Consider the following 16,740-nt stretch of genomic DNA (forward strand, 5'->3'; position numbering starts at 1 on the left):
CCGGCCGCCCCGTCCCCGGGAGCGCGCCGGCGGTGTCCCGCCCTGACCCGCGCCGCCGCGCTCCCGGCCCCGGCCCCGTACCCCTCACTCCCCCGTCCTCCACCAGGGAGCCGCCGCACCATGCGCTTCGCCTCATTCACCGACCGGAACCAGAACCCGCACCCGCACCTGAGCCGCGTCGCCGTCGTCGACGACGACGGCACCCTGTTCCCGCTGCCCGGGGTCACCGGGCTCACCGAGCTGATCCGCGCCGCCGGCGGCCTGCCCGGCCTGCTCGCCGCCGGGGCGGCCGCCCTGGACGGGCCGCCCGGGCCGCACGTCTCCGAGGTCCGGCTGCTCCCGCCGCTGCGGCCCGCCTCCGTCAGGGACTTCGTCACCTTCGAGGAGCACGTGGAGGGCGTGCGGCGCTCCGTGGACGGCGCCGCCGGGGTGCCCGAGCAGTGGTACGAGGCGCCCACGTTCTACTTCACCAACCCGCACGCGATCTTCGGGCCGCACGACGACGTGCCCGTGCCGCCCGGGTCGTCGGTGCTCGACTTCGAGCTCGAAGTGGCCGCCGTCATCGGCCGCGAGGGCCGCGACCTCACCCCGGAGCGGGCCCGGGACCACATCGTCGGCTACACGGTCTTCAACGACTGGTCGGCGCGGGACCTGCAGTCCGCCGAGATGAGGGTCGGACTCGGCCCGTGCAAGGGCAAGGACACCGCGACCACGCTCGGGCCGTACCTGGTGACCGCCGACGAGCTGGAGCCGTACCGCGACGCCGACGGCTTCCTGCGCCTGGGCCTCACCGCCGAGGTCAACGGCGAGCGCGTCGGCAGCGACTTGCTGTCCCACATGAGCTGGACGTTCGAGGAGATGGCCGCCTACGCCTCGCGCGGCACCCGGATCGTCGCCGGCGACGTCCTGGGCTCCGGCACCTGCGGCAACGGCGGCTGCCTCGCCGAGCTGTGGGGCCGCTCCGGCGAGCGGGTCCCGCCACCGCTGACGCCGGGCGACACCGTCACGCTCACCGTGGCCGGCATCGGGACCCTCACCAGCCGGATCGTCCCCGGAGCGGAGCCGGTCCCGCTGCCCAGGGGACGGCGCCGCGACCGGGAGCGGCCGTGAGCGGCGGGCTGCTCGCGGGGAAGGTCGTCGTCGTGACGGGCGCGGCGCGCGGCCAGGGGGCGGCCGAGGTGGCGGCGCTGGAACGCGAGGGCGCGACGGTCATCGCCACGGACGTGAACAGCGGAGAAGGCGTCCGCCGGCTCGACGTCACCCTGGCCGACGACTGGACGAACCTGGCCGACCATCTGCGCGGCACCTACGGGGTCGTCCACGGCCTGGTCAACAACGCCGGCATCACCTGGCGGGCCCGGCTGACCGAGGTCACCGCCGAGGACATGAGTCGCGTCCACGCCGTCAACGTGCACGGTCCGCTCCTGGGCATCCAGCACCTGGCGCCCCTGATGCCGCCGGGCTCGTCCGTGGTGAACGTCGGCTCCTCCGCCGCGCTGACCGCCCACTACCCGGTGGCGTACACGACGAGCAAGTGGGCCCTGCGGGGGCTGTCGAGGACCGCGGCCCTGGAGCTCGGGCCGCGCGGGATCCGGGTCAACACGATCCACCCCGGGTTCATCGAGACGGAGATGACGGCCTCGGCAGCGCCCGCCTTCCGCGAGGCGAACCTCCGTGAGACGCCCCTGGGCCGGGTGGGCACGGTCGAAGAGGTGACCCCGCTGGTGGTCTTCCTCCTCTCCGACGGCTCGTCGTTCCTCACCGGCGCGGACATCCCGGTCGACGGCGGTCTCACCGCGCACGGCGGCGTCAAGTCCGTCTCGGACGCGATGCCGTGACGCCCGTACCTCAGCGGGGAGCCGACGGTCGCGCTCCTCCCGCAGGGCTCCCCCGCCGAACGCCTCCGCGCCCTGGGTTCGCCGCGAGGAGTTCCGCCAGCAGGGTGCTGGTCGCCTGGTCGGCCGGGAGGAACGCTTCGAGCCTCAGTTCGGCGACGGTCACGTCGATCGCGGTGCCGAAGTGGGTGAGCGTGGTGATGAGCGTCAGCTCCCTGTCGTCCTCCGGACCGGGTGCCCGGAGGCGCAGGGGGACGGCGAAGCCGAGGTGGTGCGGCGACTCGCGCGGACGCGGGGGCGCCAGGGCGGTCAGGTCGGCGGCGAGGCCCCGGAGCCGGTCGTCCGGGTTGCGTACGCTCTCCGCCTGGAGGCGGTCGATGATGTGCCACGCCCATTCGTCGAGGTTGACGATGCGCGGGGCGAGGCCCTGCGGGTGGAGCAGGACCCGGGGAACGCTCACCGGTGGTGCGAGCAGGTGCGGGGCCACGTCGGCGGTGAGGACGTGGAAGGCGGTGTTGGCGGAGACCAGGTCGCCGTGACGGTCCACGACCACCGCCGGGTACGGCAGATGGCCGTGCAGGATGCGGTCGAGGGCGGTGCGGACGGGTTCGAGCCGGGGATCGTCGAGGGGGGTCCGCGGGTAGACGGGGGCGAAGCCGGCCGCCAGGAGCAGGGCGTTGCGCTCCCGGATCGGCACCTCCAGGGACTCGGCCAGCCGGATGATCATGGACCGGCCGGGGGTCGACCGGCCGCTCTCGATGAAGCTGATGTGCCGCTGGGTGGTGCCGGCTCGGGTGGCCAGTTCCAGCTGGCTCACGCGCCGCCGGGCGCGCCACTCGCGCATCGCTGCGGCGAGGCCGCCTCGGGTCGATTCGCTGCTCACGCCCCTGGTGTATCCCGGCCGGCCGCCGTTCCGCGATTCCCTGTGGGGAATTGCCGGGCGGCGGCCGGTGGCGGCACGGTCGTCGCCGCAAGCCGACCGTCACGACCGAGGGGACCCGACCCGACCATGACCGACGTCGATATCAGCACCACCTTCGACAGCACCTTCGCCGTCCAGCAGCTCACCGACCGGTACGTCGCCGTGTGGAACGAACCCGATGCGGAGCGCCGCCGCGCCGCGGTCCGCGGCCTGTGGTCCCCCGACGCCCTCCACGTGCTGCAGCCGCCCCAGGAGATGCGGGCGAACGCGGAGGGGCTGGGCTTCCGCCGTCTCGTCCTGGAGGCGCGCGGGCACGAGGCCCTGGACTTCCGGGTGACGCGCGCCTACGAGGAGTTCGTCGCGCCGGGCACGTTCGTCTTCCGGTCGCGGGGTGACGTCGACCGGCTCCACGACGTCGTCAAGTTCCGCTGGGAGATGGTGCCGAGGGACGGCGGGGAGGCCGTCGGCGTCGGGCTGGAGGTCCTGGTGCTCGGCCCCGACGGCCGCATCGTGAGCGACTACCAGTTCATCGAGGGCTGAGGGCGATGACGCTTCCCCCGAAGGTGCGCGGGTACGTGCTCGGCGCCGCCGCCGGCGCGGGTGTCGGCGCCGGCCCCCGTACCGCCGTCGCCCGCCTGTCGCTGCGTACCCACGAACCGCGCACGCCCGGGCGCGGAGAGGTCGCGGTGGCGGTCCACGCCGCCTCGCTCAGCTTCCGCGAGCTCCTGGTGCTGCGGGACGCGTACGTGCTGCCCGTGAAGCCGGATGTCGTCCCGGTCTCGGACGGTGCCGGCGAGGTCGTCGCCGTCGGGCCGGGGGTCCGGCGGGTGCGCCCGGGTGACCGTGTCACCGCCGGAGTGTTCCCGCACTGGCTGGACGGGCCGCTGGAGCCGGCGTACCTGCCGCAGCTGGGCGGTTCGCTCGACGGCATGCTGACCGAGCTGGCGGTCCTCCCCGAGGACGCGCTCGTGCACGTCCCCGACCACCTCTCCTACGCCGAGGCGGCGACGCTCCCCTGCGCCGCCGTCACCGCCTGGAACGCCCTGACCGGCGACGGCCGCGGCATCCGGCCCGGCCAGACCGTCCTGGCCACCGGCTCCGGCGGCGTCTCGCTGTTCACGATCCAGTTCGCGAGACTCCTGGGCGCCCGCGTGATCGCCACGACGGGCCGCGCGGAGAAGGAGCGGCGGCTGCGGGCCCTGGGGGCGGACCACGTCGTCAACTACCGCGAGACCCCGGACTGGTCCGGGGTCGTCCGCGAGCTGACCGGCGGGCGCGGCGTCGACCGCGTCGTCGACACCGCCGGCACGCTGGAGCAGTCGCTGCGCTCGGTCGCCGTCGACGGCCACCTCGCCTTCGTCGGATCGGTCTCCGGCGACTGGCCGCCGATCGACCCGCGCGTGCTGTTCGGCGTGGCGGCGACGGTCCGCGCCCTGGCCGTCGGCAGCCGCGCCCAGTTCGTCGCCATGAACGACGCGATCGCGGCGCATCGGCTCCGGCCGGTCGTCGACCGGGTGTTCCCGTTCGAGGAGGCGGCGGCGGCGTACGCGTACTACGCCTCGGCCCGCCCGTTCGGCAAGGTGATCATCAAGGTGAGGTAGACGGGGAGCCGGGAGGCGAGGTGGAAGGTGAGGTGGAGGTGGAACGTGAGGTGGAGGTGAGCCGGAGGGTGAGGCAGGCGGCCGAGGTGACGGACTGAGAGAGGCGCCTGTGCGGGTGATCGTTCTTGTGCGTACACTCCGCCTACACATCCGGGGGGGGGTGTTCGCCGCCCGCACGGGCCCGTCGTCCGGCGGCCGTGCGGGGTGTCGCCGACCCCTCTTTCCGGTCCTCGTCCACGTTCCCCAGGGGGGGGATCTTTTGGGTTCCGCTTTTTCCCGGCGTGCTCGGCGTGTCACCACCTGCACCGCGCTCGCCGTCTCCTCCGGCATGCTGCTGGCGTCGCCGGCCGTCGCCGACTCCGTTCCGCTGCCCGATCTGCGGCGGCCGCTGACCGAGACCTCGGCGGTGCCGGCGCTCGACGAGCCGGCGCCGGGCGGCGGCACGGCTCGTACCGCCGCGGCCACGGCCGCGGGCAAGCCGCGCTTCGACGTGACCGGTGACGGCAAGACCGACCTGGTCCACCGCACGCGGAACGGCTTCACGTTCGTGGCGCCGTCCTCGGGCGGGGCGCACGTCGAGTTCGTGACCGACGGCACGAGCACCGACTTCGACCTCGTGCCGATCGGCGACCAGAACGGCTCGGGCTCGCCCGAGCTGCTGTCGGTGTCCGCGACCGGTGCGCTCCGGCTGTACGCGGACGCCTCGACCACCTGGGGCGCGCTGCGGTGGACCGGGTACGGCTGGAACGTCTACAACAAGGTGTTCTCGCCCGGCGACGTCGACGGCGACGGCCGGGCGGACGTCATGGCCCGGCAGCACAACGGCGACCTGTACTTCTACCGGGCGACCGGGACGCTGTCGGCGCCCTTCGCCGGGCGTGTGAAGGTGGGCCCGGGCTGGGACGACTACGACCAGGTCGTGGGTCTCGGCGACAACGACGGCGACGGCAAGGGCGACCTGCTGGCCCGTACGCCGGCGGGCCAGGTGTACTTCTACGGCAGCACCGGCGACAAGTCGGCGCCGTTCAAGCCGCGGAAGGCGCTCGCCACCGGGTGGCAGGTCTACAACCAGATCGTCGCCGTCGACGACCGCAACCTCGACGGCCGCGCCGACGTGTTCGCGCGCGACCTGAACGGCACCCTGTGGGCGTACTACGGGCGCGGCAACGGGACGTTCACGGCGCGGGCGCAGACCGGCACCGCCTGGAACAAGGTGGACCAGTTCGGCGGGGCGGGCAACGTCCCGTCCCTCGGCAGGACGCTGTTCATGGCGCGGGACAAGGCCGGGACCCTGTTCTGGCACCGCGGTCTGAACAACGGCAAGCTCGCTCCCCGTGAGCAGCTGAGCTCCGACGGCGGCTGGGCGGGCGCGGACGTCACGCTGGCCTACGCGCTGGACGGCAACACGATCCCGGACCTGCTGTTCGTCCGCGACGGGTACCTGTACAACACCTCCAACAAGCACGTCTTCGGCGGTGGCTGGGGGGTCTACAACCGGCTCGTCGGCCCGGGCGACCTGTCCGGCGACGGCAAGTCGGACCTGCTCGCGCGGGACAGGTCGGGTGTCCTGTACCTGTACCAGGGCAACGGCGCCGGTACGGGCTTCGCCTCCCGCGTCCGGGTCGGCTCCGGGTGGAACGCGTACAACCAGATCCTGGGCGCGGGCGACCACACCGGCGACGGCCGTACGGACGTCGTGGCCCGCGACGACTCGGGCAACCTGTACCTGTACCGGGGTACGGGCTCCGCCAAGGCCCCGTTCGCGGGCCGGCTGCTGATCGGCGGCGGCTGGGGCGCGTACGCGAAGCTGGTGGCGCCGGGCGACATCAGCGGCGACGGGCGGGCCGACCTGCTCGGCGCGACCGCGTCGGGGGACCTGTACCGCTACCTGGGCACGGGCACCGACGCGGCCGTGAGCGCCCGCGTGAAGATCGGCTACGGCTTCCAGACGTACGGCAACCTGTACTGAGCGACGCCGCCGACGGCGGCGGGCTGAGGGGCGCCCCGCACCGGAGTTCCGGTGCGGGGCGTCGCGCGTTATTCCTTATCTTGACATACCTATCTCGACATACCTAAGATGGCGGCATGCCCGACCTCAGCCCGCCCCCGCGGAACACCGACCACCTGGCCGCCGGCCTCGTGGCGTGCCTGCCGGCGCTGGCCCGGGCCTTCGAGCGGCACCTGGACCAGGAGCCGCTTCCGTACCCCAAGCCCACCGAGGCACAGCTCGCGCTGCTGCGGCACGTCCACGACCACGACGGCGTCACCGTGCGCGAGAGCGCCGAGGCGCTGCTCATGAAGCCGAACAACGTCAGCGCGGTGGTACGGCAGCTGACCGATCAGGGCCTGCTGGAGCGCCGGCAGGACCCCGCCGACAAGCGCGTCGCGCACCTGCACCTCACGGCCACCTCCCGCCGGGAGCTCGCCGAGGTCAACCGGCTCATGGGCGCCCACGTGGCACGGGCCCTGCGCACCCTGACCGAGGGCGAACTCGACGCCCTCGGCTCCGCTCTGGGCGCGCTCGTGTCGCTCAACGAGAGCCTGCACCGCCCCGCCGCTCACTGAGCACGGACACCTCTCCTCCCTATTTCTCTTCATCTCGTTTGGCGTTTCGCGTTTCGCGTTTCCGCGGACCTGGCGCTGCCGGTCCGCGCTTTCCTCATGACGTACGAAGGACACCAAGGCACAGTCATGCCCTCCGACATCCTCTCCTCCCCGGCGTCGACGCCGGCCGCCCCGGCCTCCGCCGCCGCCCCGCCCGGCGGGCGGCGCGCCAACCCGTGGCTGACCCTGGTCGCCGTCGGTAATAGAGACTAGAGGTAAATGCTGTGGATACAGTGCGACCATGCCTGTCTCCCCTGAGTACCTGCACCTCGTCTACCCCGAGTTGGCGCCCTTCCCGGCCCTCCTGTACGGGCGAAACTCGGTCGACCACACCGGTGAGGGCTCCTCCGTCGCCGACCAACTCCACGACGGAGAGGTGCTGTGCGCAAAGCACGGTTGGCCTGTCGTCGACACCTTCCAGGATGCCGGCGTGTCTGCCAGCCGACACGGCAAGAAGGCACGGAAGGACTTCGACGCCCTGATCGAGGCCATCCAGGAGCAGCGCGGCCGGATCGTCGTGGCCTTCGAGGCCAGTCGGTACTACCGGGACCTTGAGCAGTACGTTCGCCTCCGCAAGGCGTGCCAGCAGGCGAACGTTCTCCTCTGCTACAACGAGACCGTCTACGACCTGAGCAAGCCGGTTGACCGCAAGTTGACGGCCCAAGACGCTCTCGCGGCAGAGGCGGAAGCCGACAGCATGCAGGAGCGCAACGTGCGAACCGGGCGCCGACTCGCCGAGCAGGGGAAGCCGAACGGCAAGCTGCTCTGGGGCTACCAGCGGAAGTACGACGAGAACACCGGTGCCCTCATTGGCCAGTTCCTGCACCCCGTTCACGCTCCGCTGGCACGCCAGGCGTGGGTGGACCTGGACTCCGGCAAGACTCTGCACTCCGTGGCCAAGTGGCTGCGGGAGCTGGGCGATGAGGCCGCACGCGCCAACGGCATCCCGTGGAAGGCCCACCACGTGCGCGCCATGCTTCTCAACCCTGCGTACTTGGGGAAGCGGACGTTCAAGGGCGAGATCATCAGGGATGCGCAGTGGCCGGCGATCCTCGAAGGCCCGGAGGGGGAGGCCCTGTTCTACCGGGTGAAGCAGAGGCTGGAGGATCCGTCACGGTGGCACGGCCAGGACTCGAAAGTGCGCCACCTTCTCTCGCGGATCGCCCTTTGCGGGGAGTGCGGGGACCACGCGCTACTGGTCATGGGGAAGCGCTACGCGGACAAGATCTTCGCGGTGTGCTCCGTCAAGAGTGACACGGCCCTTCGCAAGGAACGGCTGGAGGCGTACGTCGAGACCGCCGTGTTGGAGTGGCTGTCTTCGCCCGCCGCGCGGGCCGCCTTCTTCCCGGAGGACGACGGACGGGCGGCCGAAGCGGAGGAGGCCCGTGCCCGCCTGGAGAAGATGCGCGCTCAGTTGCACGAAGCCCGAGAGCTGGCCACGAAGTTCGACGAGGAGACCGGCGACTTCTTCCTGTCTGCCATGGCTCTGGCTCAGTTGGAGCGGACGCTGGTGCCGAAGATGAAGCAGGTCGAGCAGCAGGTGAAGGACCTTACTGCGGGGGTTCCTCAGACTCTCCAAGAGCTGATCCTGGGGTCGGACCCGTGGGTCACGTGGTTCGGTGATGGGGATGGAAAGCCCGGGTTGTCGCTGGAGCAGAAGCGGGAGGTGCTCAGGAAGATCGTCACCGTGCGCCTCTTCAAGGCATCGGTCCGGGGGGTCCAGAAGATCGAACCGGGACGGATCACGTTGTCGTTCGCCGGCCAGCCGGGGTTTATCGAGAGGCCCATCTCGCTGAAGGAGTACGCGCGTCAGCAGCAGGAGGCTGCTGTGGTGGCGTTGACGACGGCGGCGACTCGCTACCGGAAGGCGTCCGAAAAGCACTGAGGGGCGCGCGACGCACGTGGTGGGCTACGCGCCCCTCGGGCAGGGCCTGAAGGGCCGTCAGGGAAGGCCGAGTTGCTGAGGTCCGCTGGTCCAGCCGAGGAGGCCGGAGCCGGTGAGGTGGCCGAGGACACCTGCGAGATCGTCGCGGATCCTCTCGGGGGTGGCTTGAGGGTTGAGCAGCAGGGTGAGGAGGCCGCCTTCCCCTACGGCCGCGGCGAGTCCCACGCCTCCCGGCAGTTCCTCCAGCTCGACTCGTACGCTCGCCTGCTGCGGCGTGGTGACGCCGTTCACTCGGCCCCCCTGACGTGGTTGCGGTTCTTCTGGAACGTGGTGCGGTGGTGCGTGTGGGGCCGCGCGGTCGGCTCGGGCGGCCTGGGGCCGGTTAGCCCCAGCCGGTGTCGTTCGTGGTGACCGGGGTGGTGGCGGTCGGCGTGGGGGTGGGGGTGGGGGTGGGGGTGGTTTCGGTCGGCTCGGGGGCGGGGCGGCCCCAGCCGGTGTCGGCGGCGGCCGTGGAGGCGGTGGTGATGGTGGCGGCGCCGGCCAGGGTGGCGACGGCCAGGGCTGCTGCGGCGAGGGCCGCGCGGGTCTTGTTCCGCATGGTGCTTCCTTCGATCCGTGAGCACCCGTGCTCGATTCTTTGTACGAGCACGGCTTACTGCATGTACGCTCCCTGATTCACAGGGTTACCCGCAAGGCATATGCCTGTGCAGATATGCGCAGCTTCTGGTATGTGCAAAGATGTGGGCGGAGTCACGCCCGAGGAGGATGCGCAATGACCAGCGAGAACACGGACTACGACCTCCCGGAAGGCGCCGACGAGACATACCGCCTGGTCATCGAAGAACGTCAAGTCCCCGACGATGCCCCCGGCCTGCGGGAACTCCTCAATCTCGGACTCATCTCACCGAACCCGGTCCGCCCCGGCCGTTACACCGCACTGGATGGCCAGATCGCCATCCGGCACCTCATGGCCACCGAGCAGGCCGCCCTCCACCGCACGGCACGCCGAATGGCCAGCATCACAGCCTTGGAGCGCCTCACCAGCCAGCACGACCAGGCCCGATTCTGGGGCGGCCCCGGCAGCGAGTTCCTGCCCACCCCTGACCTGGTGAACGCACGGATTGCGGAATCCGTCTCCCGCGCCAAGAACGAGGTACTCACCGCCCAGCCCGGTTACCGCCGACGCAGGATCATCGAGGACGTGATGGACCGAGACGTCGGCCTGCTGCTGCGGGGCGTCACGATGCGGGTCCTCTACCACGCGAGCACGCGGGAGAACCCGAACGTCAAGGACTACACACGCGCCATCCAGGAGCACGGCGGGGAGATCAGGGTCTTGCACGGTCCCTTCTCGCAGATCATCATCATCGACAGCCGAGAAGCGTTCATCCGCAACGTCGCCAGCGAAGACGAGGGCGACCTCTCCGGGTGGCACGTCCGAGACCTCGCCGCCGTGACGTACATGCGAGAGGCGTATCTCACCGACTGGATGCGGGCGGAACCCTGGGGCGGCGACTCCACCCCCCAGCCCACCGGTTGGCTCACGGAGCGGCAGCGGCAGATCCTCGCCCTGATGGCGGAAGGGTTCGAGCTGAACCAGATCGGCAAGCGGCTGGGCGTGAGCCCCCGCACGGTCGCAACGGCCGTCAGCACCATGCGCGAGCGAGCAGGGGTGACCACCACGCTCCAACTCGCGGTCTGGTGGGGCCAACAGTTGGCAGCAGCGAAGGGCGGGAAGCGCTAGCGCTTCTTCTTCGGGTTGGCCGCCACGAACGCCCTCAGCATGGCCACGATCTGCTCCTGCTGCTCGGGGTCCACTTCCTCCAGCTCCGGAATGAGGAAGGCTGCCGTGGACTCGCGCCGGGTCGTGACTCCGTGGAACTGGAAGCCGGCGGCATCCTGGATGACCCGCAGGGGCAGTTCGAGGCCCATGGCGAGCGCCTTGAGTTCGGGCACCCGCGGCGGGGTCAGGGTGGGTACGTCCTTCTCCAGGCGCTCGATGTAATGCCGGCTGAGGGTGGTACCCGCCTCCGTGTCGACAACGCAGCGTTCAGCCAGCGTGCGGGTACTGAGCCCCAGCTCGTGGCGGCGATCGCGTACGACTTCGGACAGGGTCCTGAGCGCGCTCTGATCCTCGGTCATAGTGATCATCCTGCCACTCCTGGCGCGGTCTAGGGACGCGGGTGTCCATGAGTCCGGCGGGGTGCCGGACGCATATGCCCAGGTCGACCCCGCCGGATGAGTTCTGTCGTGGACAAAGTGTCCACGGAATTGCCCGCTCCCGCCAGTAGGGGTTGGCGTTTCCAGGGACCACCTCGACCCGATGGCGCACAGAAGCGCCACGATGGCGCACAGGATGGACAAGCTGTCCATGACGTGCCATGCTCATCTCGTTGGCGCACAGAAGCGCCAAACTGGAGCTCTGAAGTTCCGGATATGCCTGCCTGCTGCGAGGTGAACATGTCCTTCCCCCTGCCGAGGTACCGCCTGGCCGTCGACCCTGAGCTGGTCCGCTCGCTCATGAAGCGCACCGGGACCGGCGCCAGGCTGACCCTCCGCGACCTCGGCGAGATCGTCGGCATCCCCCACACGACCATCGGAAACGTGCTGACGGGCGACCAGGAGTCGGTCGCTGCGGAAACCGCCCAGGCGATCGCCGCCACGATCGGCGTCGACCTTCTGATCCTGTGGGAGCCCGTAGAGCGCGCTGCCGAGATGCAGCCGGCCACCGCCGTGGTCCCCGCTTTGGTCGCCGCGTGAGCCGCGCCGACGAGATGCGCGAGCGGTACCGGCAGATCCTCGGCGACGACGTCGTCGCGCACATCAAGGCTGAAGTCGCCGCCGCCCCGCCGCCGTCGCCTGAGCTGATCGCCGTCCTCCGCCGGATCTTCACCCGGCCCGCCGGCGAGGTCCCCGCGGCCGTCCCGGCGCCCGCCGCCCGCGCGGCCTGAGAAACGAATCGGGGCCGCCCCGGACCCAGCCCGGTCCGAACGCAGCCCCTCCGGACACCCGACCCATGGAATCGGAGTACCCGTGACCACCAACTCTATCGCCCGCTCGCCGCACCCGGCGCAGCCGGACGCGAGCGAACCGCTCACCTCCCCCACGAACCTCCCCGCCGGCGACCGCCGCCCGGCCCTCGTGCTCCTGCCGACGCCGCGGCCGACGACCGTCCCGGCGGTCCTGCTCGCCGCCGCCCGGATCATCGAGACCAACGGCTGGTGGCCCACGGACTGGGTCGAGGACGCGTTCGACCGCCGTCTCACCACCCCGCACGCCTCCCGCCGGATGAACATCGTCGGCGCGATCCGCTGCGCCGTCTCGGGCGACCCGCACCGCGAGTCCCAGCTCGCCGACACGGCGATCGGCTACGTGGCGCTGTCCCTCGACCCCGAGTGGACCGACGCCTACAGCCTGCGGGCCCACGTGGACGACTGGGCCCAGGAGCCCGGCCGGACGGCCGCCAACGCGGTCGCGCTGCTGGAGCACCTGGCGACGGCCCCGGAGCGTGCGGCGTGAGCGCGCGGACGTGGATGCTGGCCCGGCTGACGGGCGCGATGGTCTCGCCGAAGCGGGCCACGGAGGAGCTGGACGCGTACCGCGACGAGGTGCGCACGGAGGACGCGGCGACGATCGCGGCCCTGCGGGCGCAGGTGGCGGAGCTGCTGGTGGAGCGGCACTCGACGAACGAGGCGCTGTCCGAGGCGGCCGAGGCGCTGCGGGTGCAGCGGGACCGGATCGCCGCGCTGGAGAACGAGCCGCTGGCCTGGGCGGCCGACCTGGACGCCAAGTCCCTCGACAGCTTCCTCGGCGCGCTCGGCGCCTTCACGGAGCACGAGCCGCAGGACGAGGCCGTCGACCGGATCCACGAGCTGCTGCGGTCGTACCGCGACGCGACGCAGAACGAGGACGACCGGGAGCCGGACGTCGACGGTGCCGGCCGGACGTACGCGGAGTACTACCCGGAGGCGCGCCCGCACCCCGAGCGGCGCGAGAGCGGGGTCTACCCGCAGGGCACGCCGGTCCGCGTGCAGATGGCGCGCGCCCGCCAGGTGACGCCGTGAAGGCGCCGTCCGCGTGCCGCTGGTGCGGCATCGAGGAGCGCGCCCACTTCCAGCAGTGGACGCAGTCGGCCGGCTGGCACACCTACGAGCCGCCGACCCAGCAGCAGATCAAGGCCCGCATGACCGCCCGTCGCAACACCCCCGGGAGCGCCCAGTGAGCAACGACGACCGCACGCCCATCACCGGGCCCATCCCCATCTACGTCGAGACCACCCCCACCTCTGTCGTCCTCGACATGCAGGCCCTCACCCGCCTCGTCGTCGCCGACGTCCTCGACACCCTCCTCAAGGGCGACGACACCACCGCCTGGGACCGGCTCCACGAGCTGGCCGAGGGCCCGACGGCGACCGACGGCCGGCTGCCGTTCGAGGAGCTGGTCGACCAGCTCGCGGACGCGGCCTCGTCGCGGGTGCCGCTGTACGGCGCCCGGCCGCTGGAGCTGGCGCAGCGGCTGGCCCGCGCGGCTGGTGTGAAGCCGTTCCCCCGGCAGATGCGGAGGGCGTCGTGAGCATTCTCGACGTCTACCGCGGCCCCGCCCGCGACCTCCTCACCACCCTCGCCGGCAGCGCCGCGCCCGAGTGGCGCGTGTGCTTCAGCGAGGACGGCACCGACGAGCCGACCGGCGTCGCGCCGGTCTGCACCGACGAGGGCCACGACCCGGACGACGGCAGCGTCTACGCCTGCTGCCCCGAGCCGGTCATCGAGTGCCACTCCATGACGTTCGCCGACTACCTCGCCGCCCTCCTCAACTCGGACAGGAGCCAGAGCTGATGACCGTCACCACGATCGAGCTGACCGGCGTCGTCCTCGCCCGCCGGGACTGGCTCCTCTCGGAGATCCGTCTCCGGGGCGGCGTCTGGACGGCGATCCGCGCGGAGGAAGCGCTGCGTCGCAGCCCCTGGCCGACGTCCGGCCGGAACACCGCGCGGAAGGACCTGCGGGCGTTGGCGGCCCGCGGGGTCCTGATCGCCCACGACAACGAGATCACGAACCGCCGCACGTACACCGCGCGGGTCTTGAACCTGAGGAGCGCCGCATGACCGGGCCCGAACACTACCGCGAGGCCGAGCGCCACCTCAGCGCCGCCTCCTTCACCCACGGCCCCGGCGGCGCCCCCGTCCACCCGACGGCCGCTGCGCACCACCTGGCCGTGGCCCAGGTCCACGCGACGCTCGCGCTCGCCGCCGCCACCGCCCTGTCGGCGCCCGTCGAGGACGACCTCGCTGGGTTCAACGTCGAGGACCGCGAGGCGTGGTTCAAGGCCGCGGGCGAGAAGCCCCGCCAGGTCGGGGGCGCCCGATGACAACGACCGCGCAGGCTGGGGCCGCTCAGGCCCCGGCCGCCGGCCGCCGGGTCACCCCCACCGGCCGCCTCATCCTCCCCGCCGACGCCGACCGCGACGTCTGGCTCCGCGCCCGCCGCGCCGGCCTCGGCTCCAGCGACATCGCCGCCATCCTCGGCATCAGCCGCTACGGCAACGCCCTGTCCGTCTACCACGACAAGACCGGCGGACTCCCCATCGACGGCGACGACTCCGAACCCGCCCTGTGGGGCCGCGCGTTCGAGGACACCGTCGCCCGCGAGTGGGCCCGCCGCAACCGCAGCGTCGTCCGCCGCGTCGGCCTCGTCCAGAACGTCGACCGCCCCTGGCAGATGTGCACCCTCGACCGCCGCGTCCTGGAGTGCCCCCTCGCCGACGGCCGCGAGAAGTGCGCCGTCGAGATCAAGTGCCGCGACAAGATGAAGGCCGGACAGTTCCGGCGCGGCGTCGCCGATGACGTCCTCGTCCAGACCCTCTGGCAGGCCGACGTCTGCGGCTACGACCACGTCCACGCCGCCGTCCTCATCGGCGGCAACGACTACCGCCAGTACGTCATCCGCGTCGCCGACCACGCCGACCTCATCGCGGACCTCCGCACCGCTGGGGCCCGCGCCTGGGAGCAGATCACCACCCGCCGGCCGCCGTCCGTCCCGGGCGACGCCGACCCGGACGTCCTCCTCGACCTGTACGACCGGCTGTACGCGGACCGCGACGGCGAGATCGACATCACCCGCGACGTCGACACCCAGGACGCGGTGGCCGACTACCTCGACGCCCACGCCGACTACGCCGCCGCCGAGAAGCGGAAGAAGGCCGCGAAGGCCCGGATCCTCGCCGGTCTCGGCGGCGCGCAGGCGGCGACCGTCCTCGGCGTCCGCCACGTGTCCCTCGACGAGCAGCACCGCGAGCACTGCGACGTGAAGCGGCTCGCCGAGCGCTGGCCGGAGGCGTACGCCGACTGTGTCGAGGACCGCGTCTCCCACCGTCTGACCATCCCCCGCTCTGTCCGTGAGGAGCACGCAGCATGAGCACGATCCAGGAGCGGGCCGCGGCTGCCGCCGGCCGCGCCGCCACCGGCGCCGAGCAGCAGGGTGACGTGGCCCTGCCGACCGAGTTCGTCGAGCAGTTCCCGGCCGCCGACCCGATGGCCGACTACGAGCCGGGCGACGACGACCCGGAGATGGTCCCGGTCCACCTCGCGTGGATCCGGGTCCGTAAAGAGATCCGGGCCATCGCCAAGGGCGAGCAGTACAACGGCGGCGGCACCCGCTTCAACTTCCGTGGTGTCGACACCGTCGTGAACACCTTCGGGCCCGTGACGCTGAAGCACGGCGTCAACGTCTTCCCCATCCACGTCCAGGCGACGTACCGGGACACCACGACGTCCAAGGGCTCGAAGATGCGCGAGTGCACGGCCACCGTGACGTGGCAGATCGTCGGCCCCCGTGGCGACACCCTCACCCTCCAGACGCAGGGCGAGGCACTCGACTCGGCCGACAAGGGCACCGCCAAGGCGCAGTCCGTGGCGCTGCGAGTCCTGCTGCTCTCGGCCGGCCTGACGCCGACGCACGACAAGGACCCGGACGCGTCGTACATCGAGCGCGGCAACGAGGCCCCGGCGCGCTCGGCGGAGTCGTACCGAGACGAGATCCTCGACAAGAACACCTCCCAGGGCCGCCTCCAGCAGATCGGCTACGAGCTGGGCAACCTGCGGATGCTGAACCGGAAGGTCCAGAACGAGACCGGCGAGCTGGAAACGCTCGACAGCCTCGGGCGCCGCGTCTACGCCGAGCGCGCAGGCGGTGTCCAGTGAGCTGGCACAACGGCCGCATGTGCGGCTTCGACCTGGAAACCACGGGCGTCGACGTCGAGCAGGACCGCATCGTCACCGCCACCGTGGTCCAGTGCGGCGGCAACCAGCCGACCATGCCCGCGAACTGGCTCGCCGACCCCGGAATCGAGATCCCCGAGGGCGCCGCGCAGGTCCACGGCATCACCACCGAACAGGCCCGCGCCGAGGGCAAGCCGGCGGCCAAGGTCGTCGCCGACGTCCTCGCCGCGCTCGGGCAGGTCATCGCCTCCGGCATCCCGGTCGTCGCGATGAACGCCCGCTACGACCTCACCCTGCTGGACCGGGAGGCCGCCCGCTACGGCCTCCCGCCGCTCCCCGCCGGGCCCGTCATCGACCCGCTCGTCCTCGACAAGCAGATCGACCGCTACCGGCGCGGAAAGCGCACCCTGACCGCCCTGTGTGACCACTACGAGGTCCCGCTCGGCACCGCGCACACCTCCGACGCCGACGCCATCGCCGCATGCCGCGTCGCCTGGCGCATCGGCACCCGGCACGACCGGCTCGCCGGCATGACGCTCGCCGAGCTGCACACGGCGCAGGTCGGCTGGGCCGCCGAGCAGGCCGCCAGCCTCCAGCAGTACCTCCGCAAGTCCGACCCGGCCGCGTACTGCCCGCCGCAGTGGCCGCTCATCCCCCGCCAGCAGAACGGAGCCTGA

The 16,740-nt window shown here is 71.9% G+C and carries 24 protein-coding genes; 20 read left to right on the forward strand and 4 right to left on the reverse strand.

What is annotated here, in order from left to right:
- The first annotated feature begins 120 nt into the window (after positions 1-120).
- Positions 121-1,110: a fumarylacetoacetate hydrolase family protein gene (locus ACFVQZ_RS15385; RefSeq protein ID WP_383622555.1), complete on the forward strand. Its 990-nt coding sequence runs from the start codon at positions 121-123 to the stop codon at positions 1,108-1,110.
- Positions 1,107-1,838 carry an SDR family NAD(P)-dependent oxidoreductase gene (locus tag ACFVQZ_RS15390; protein ID WP_383622558.1) on the forward strand — a complete coding sequence of 244 codons (732 nt, stop codon included), beginning with the start codon at positions 1,107-1,109 and terminating at the stop codon, positions 1,836-1,838. Before ACFVQZ_RS15385 ends, ACFVQZ_RS15390 begins: the two co-directional genes overlap by 4 nt.
- Positions 1,839-1,848: 10 nt before the next feature.
- Here the strand turns inward: ACFVQZ_RS15390 and ACFVQZ_RS15395 are convergent, their stop codons facing one another.
- Positions 1,849-2,679 (reverse strand): helix-turn-helix domain-containing protein, encoded by an 831-nt coding sequence (locus ACFVQZ_RS15395; protein ID WP_383622986.1) that lies wholly within the window; start codon positions 2,677-2,679, stop codon positions 1,849-1,851.
- 165 nt (positions 2,680-2,844) lie between these two features.
- Between ACFVQZ_RS15395 and ACFVQZ_RS15400 the strand changes: the two genes are divergently transcribed.
- The 5 genes from ACFVQZ_RS15400 to ACFVQZ_RS15420 all read left to right on the forward strand — a co-directional run bounded on the left by ACFVQZ_RS15400 (position 2,845) and on the right by ACFVQZ_RS15420 (position 8,847).
- Positions 2,845-3,297, forward strand: coding sequence for a hypothetical protein (locus tag ACFVQZ_RS15400; RefSeq protein ID WP_383622561.1), 453 nt, complete (start codon positions 2,845-2,847; stop codon positions 3,295-3,297).
- Between the two features lie 5 nt (positions 3,298-3,302).
- Positions 3,303-4,358, forward strand: a complete 1,056-nt coding sequence (locus ACFVQZ_RS15405; protein WP_383622564.1) for an NAD(P)-dependent alcohol dehydrogenase — start codon at positions 3,303-3,305, stop codon at positions 4,356-4,358.
- 259 nt (positions 4,359-4,617) lie between these two features.
- Positions 4,618-6,327, forward strand: coding sequence for an FG-GAP repeat domain-containing protein (locus ACFVQZ_RS15410; protein WP_383622567.1), 1,710 nt, complete (start codon positions 4,618-4,620; stop codon positions 6,325-6,327).
- Positions 6,328-6,443: 116 nt separating this feature from the next.
- Positions 6,444-6,923 (forward strand): MarR family transcriptional regulator, encoded by a 480-nt coding sequence (locus ACFVQZ_RS15415; RefSeq protein ID WP_030496123.1) that lies wholly within the window; start codon positions 6,444-6,446, stop codon positions 6,921-6,923.
- 280 nt (positions 6,924-7,203) lie between these two features.
- Positions 7,204-8,847, forward strand: a complete 1,644-nt coding sequence (locus ACFVQZ_RS15420) for a recombinase family protein (protein WP_383622571.1) — start codon at positions 7,204-7,206, stop codon at positions 8,845-8,847.
- A 57-nt stretch (positions 8,848-8,904) separates the two neighbouring features.
- On the opposite strand, the gene ACFVQZ_RS15425 is transcribed toward ACFVQZ_RS15420, so the two are convergent.
- Together ACFVQZ_RS15425 and ACFVQZ_RS15430 are read right to left on the reverse strand one after the other, a co-directional pair.
- Positions 8,905-9,138 carry a hypothetical protein gene (locus ACFVQZ_RS15425; protein ID WP_383622574.1) on the reverse strand — a complete coding sequence of 78 codons (234 nt, stop codon included), beginning with the start codon at positions 9,136-9,138 and terminating at the stop codon, positions 8,905-8,907.
- Between the two features lie 91 nt (positions 9,139-9,229).
- Complete coding sequence (locus ACFVQZ_RS15430) at positions 9,230-9,445, reverse strand: hypothetical protein (RefSeq protein ID WP_383622577.1); 216 nt, start codon at positions 9,443-9,445, stop codon at positions 9,230-9,232.
- A gap of 174 nt (positions 9,446-9,619) precedes the next feature.
- Here ACFVQZ_RS15430 and ACFVQZ_RS15435 point away from each other — a divergent pair, with 174 nt between their 5' ends.
- Positions 9,620-10,591, forward strand: a complete 972-nt coding sequence (locus tag ACFVQZ_RS15435; protein ID WP_383622580.1) for a LuxR C-terminal-related transcriptional regulator — start codon at positions 9,620-9,622, stop codon at positions 10,589-10,591.
- Here ACFVQZ_RS15435 and ACFVQZ_RS15440 read toward each other — a convergent pair.
- Complete coding sequence (locus ACFVQZ_RS15440) at positions 10,588-10,989, reverse strand: helix-turn-helix domain-containing protein (protein WP_383622583.1); 402 nt, start codon at positions 10,987-10,989, stop codon at positions 10,588-10,590. The two genes, ACFVQZ_RS15435 and ACFVQZ_RS15440, sit on opposite strands and share 4 nt — an antisense overlap.
- Before the next feature lie 318 nt (positions 10,990-11,307).
- Here ACFVQZ_RS15440 and ACFVQZ_RS15445 point away from each other — a divergent pair, with 318 nt between their 5' ends.
- The 12 genes from ACFVQZ_RS15445 to ACFVQZ_RS15500 all read left to right on the forward strand — a co-directional run bounded on the left by ACFVQZ_RS15445 (position 11,308) and on the right by ACFVQZ_RS15500 (position 16,740).
- Positions 11,308-11,607, forward strand: coding sequence for a helix-turn-helix domain-containing protein (locus ACFVQZ_RS15445; protein ID WP_383622586.1), 300 nt, complete (start codon positions 11,308-11,310; stop codon positions 11,605-11,607).
- Entirely contained in the window at positions 11,604-11,798 is a 195-nt protein-coding gene (locus ACFVQZ_RS15450) for a hypothetical protein (RefSeq protein WP_383622589.1), read from the forward strand. The genes ACFVQZ_RS15445 and ACFVQZ_RS15450 overlap by 4 nt, the downstream gene beginning before the upstream one ends.
- 82 nt (positions 11,799-11,880) lie before the next feature.
- On the forward strand, positions 11,881-12,366 hold the full coding sequence (locus ACFVQZ_RS15455) for a hypothetical protein (RefSeq protein WP_383622592.1): 486 nt from the start codon (positions 11,881-11,883) through the stop codon (positions 12,364-12,366).
- Positions 12,363-12,911 (forward strand): hypothetical protein, encoded by a 549-nt coding sequence (locus ACFVQZ_RS15460; protein WP_383622595.1) that lies wholly within the window; start codon positions 12,363-12,365, stop codon positions 12,909-12,911. Before ACFVQZ_RS15455 ends, ACFVQZ_RS15460 begins: the two co-directional genes overlap by 4 nt.
- Positions 12,908-13,069: a hypothetical protein gene (locus ACFVQZ_RS15465; protein ID WP_383622598.1), complete on the forward strand. Its 162-nt coding sequence runs from the start codon at positions 12,908-12,910 to the stop codon at positions 13,067-13,069. The genes ACFVQZ_RS15460 and ACFVQZ_RS15465 overlap by 4 nt, the downstream gene beginning before the upstream one ends.
- Positions 13,066-13,419 carry a hypothetical protein gene (locus ACFVQZ_RS15470; protein WP_383622601.1) on the forward strand — a complete coding sequence of 118 codons (354 nt, stop codon included), beginning with the start codon at positions 13,066-13,068 and terminating at the stop codon, positions 13,417-13,419. Before ACFVQZ_RS15465 ends, ACFVQZ_RS15470 begins: the two co-directional genes overlap by 4 nt.
- Positions 13,416-13,682 (forward strand): hypothetical protein, encoded by a 267-nt coding sequence (locus tag ACFVQZ_RS15475; protein ID WP_383622604.1) that lies wholly within the window; start codon positions 13,416-13,418, stop codon positions 13,680-13,682. The genes ACFVQZ_RS15470 and ACFVQZ_RS15475 overlap by 4 nt, the downstream gene beginning before the upstream one ends.
- Entirely contained in the window at positions 13,682-13,951 is a 270-nt protein-coding gene (locus ACFVQZ_RS15480; RefSeq protein ID WP_383622607.1) for a hypothetical protein, read from the forward strand. Before ACFVQZ_RS15475 ends, ACFVQZ_RS15480 begins: the two co-directional genes overlap by 1 nt.
- Entirely contained in the window at positions 13,948-14,214 is a 267-nt protein-coding gene (locus ACFVQZ_RS15485; RefSeq protein WP_383622610.1) for a hypothetical protein, read from the forward strand. Before ACFVQZ_RS15480 ends, ACFVQZ_RS15485 begins: the two co-directional genes overlap by 4 nt.
- A complete protein-coding gene (locus tag ACFVQZ_RS15490) occupies positions 14,211-15,260 on the forward strand; it encodes a YqaJ viral recombinase family protein (protein ID WP_383622613.1) in 1,050 nt (349 codons plus the stop codon). The genes ACFVQZ_RS15485 and ACFVQZ_RS15490 overlap by 4 nt, the downstream gene beginning before the upstream one ends.
- Positions 15,257-16,045 carry an ERF family protein gene (locus tag ACFVQZ_RS15495; protein WP_383622616.1) on the forward strand — a complete coding sequence of 263 codons (789 nt, stop codon included), beginning with the start codon at positions 15,257-15,259 and terminating at the stop codon, positions 16,043-16,045. The genes ACFVQZ_RS15490 and ACFVQZ_RS15495 overlap by 4 nt, the downstream gene beginning before the upstream one ends.
- Positions 16,042-16,740: a 3'-5' exonuclease gene (locus tag ACFVQZ_RS15500; protein WP_383622619.1), complete on the forward strand. Its 699-nt coding sequence runs from the start codon at positions 16,042-16,044 to the stop codon at positions 16,738-16,740. Before ACFVQZ_RS15495 ends, ACFVQZ_RS15500 begins: the two co-directional genes overlap by 4 nt.

It is taken from the genome of Streptomyces sp. NPDC057854, from assembly GCF_042797055.1.
Taxonomy (GTDB): Bacteria; Actinomycetota; Actinomycetes; order Streptomycetales; family Streptomycetaceae; genus Streptomyces.

What these genes read in the sequence shown, in the direction of transcription:
- ACFVQZ_RS15480 (WP_383622607.1), top strand. Translation starts at nt 13,682, where the DNA reads ATGACCGTCACCACGATCGAGCTGACCGGCGTCGTCCTCGCCCGCCGG.
- ACFVQZ_RS15405 (WP_383622564.1), top strand. Translation starts at nt 3,303, where the DNA reads ATGACGCTTCCCCCGAAGGTGCGCGGGTACGTGCTCGGCGCCGCCGCC.
- ACFVQZ_RS15495 (WP_383622616.1), top strand. Translation starts at nt 15,257, where the DNA reads ATGAGCACGATCCAGGAGCGGGCCGCGGCTGCCGCCGGCCGCGCCGCC.
- ACFVQZ_RS15445 (WP_383622586.1), top strand. Translation starts at nt 11,308, where the DNA reads ATGTCCTTCCCCCTGCCGAGGTACCGCCTGGCCGTCGACCCTGAGCTG.
- ACFVQZ_RS15415 (WP_030496123.1), top strand. Translation starts at nt 6,444, where the DNA reads ATGCCCGACCTCAGCCCGCCCCCGCGGAACACCGACCACCTGGCCGCC.
- ACFVQZ_RS15440 (WP_383622583.1), bottom strand. Translation starts at nt 10,989, where the DNA reads ATGACCGAGGATCAGAGCGCGCTCAGGACCCTGTCCGAAGTCGTACGC.
- ACFVQZ_RS15385 (WP_383622555.1), top strand. Translation starts at nt 121, where the DNA reads ATGCGCTTCGCCTCATTCACCGACCGGAACCAGAACCCGCACCCGCAC.
- ACFVQZ_RS15485 (WP_383622610.1), top strand. Translation starts at nt 13,948, where the DNA reads ATGACCGGGCCCGAACACTACCGCGAGGCCGAGCGCCACCTCAGCGCC.
- ACFVQZ_RS15490 (WP_383622613.1), top strand. Translation starts at nt 14,211, where the DNA reads ATGACAACGACCGCGCAGGCTGGGGCCGCTCAGGCCCCGGCCGCCGGC.
- ACFVQZ_RS15395 (WP_383622986.1), bottom strand. Translation starts at nt 2,679, where the DNA reads ATGCGCGAGTGGCGCGCCCGGCGGCGCGTGAGCCAGCTGGAACTGGCC.
- ACFVQZ_RS15430 (WP_383622577.1), bottom strand. Translation starts at nt 9,445, where the DNA reads ATGCGGAACAAGACCCGCGCGGCCCTCGCCGCAGCAGCCCTGGCCGTC.
- ACFVQZ_RS15420 (WP_383622571.1), top strand. Translation starts at nt 7,204, where the DNA reads ATGCCTGTCTCCCCTGAGTACCTGCACCTCGTCTACCCCGAGTTGGCG.
- ACFVQZ_RS15400 (WP_383622561.1), top strand. Translation starts at nt 2,845, where the DNA reads ATGACCGACGTCGATATCAGCACCACCTTCGACAGCACCTTCGCCGTC.
- ACFVQZ_RS15435 (WP_383622580.1), top strand. Translation starts at nt 9,620, where the DNA reads ATGACCAGCGAGAACACGGACTACGACCTCCCGGAAGGCGCCGACGAG.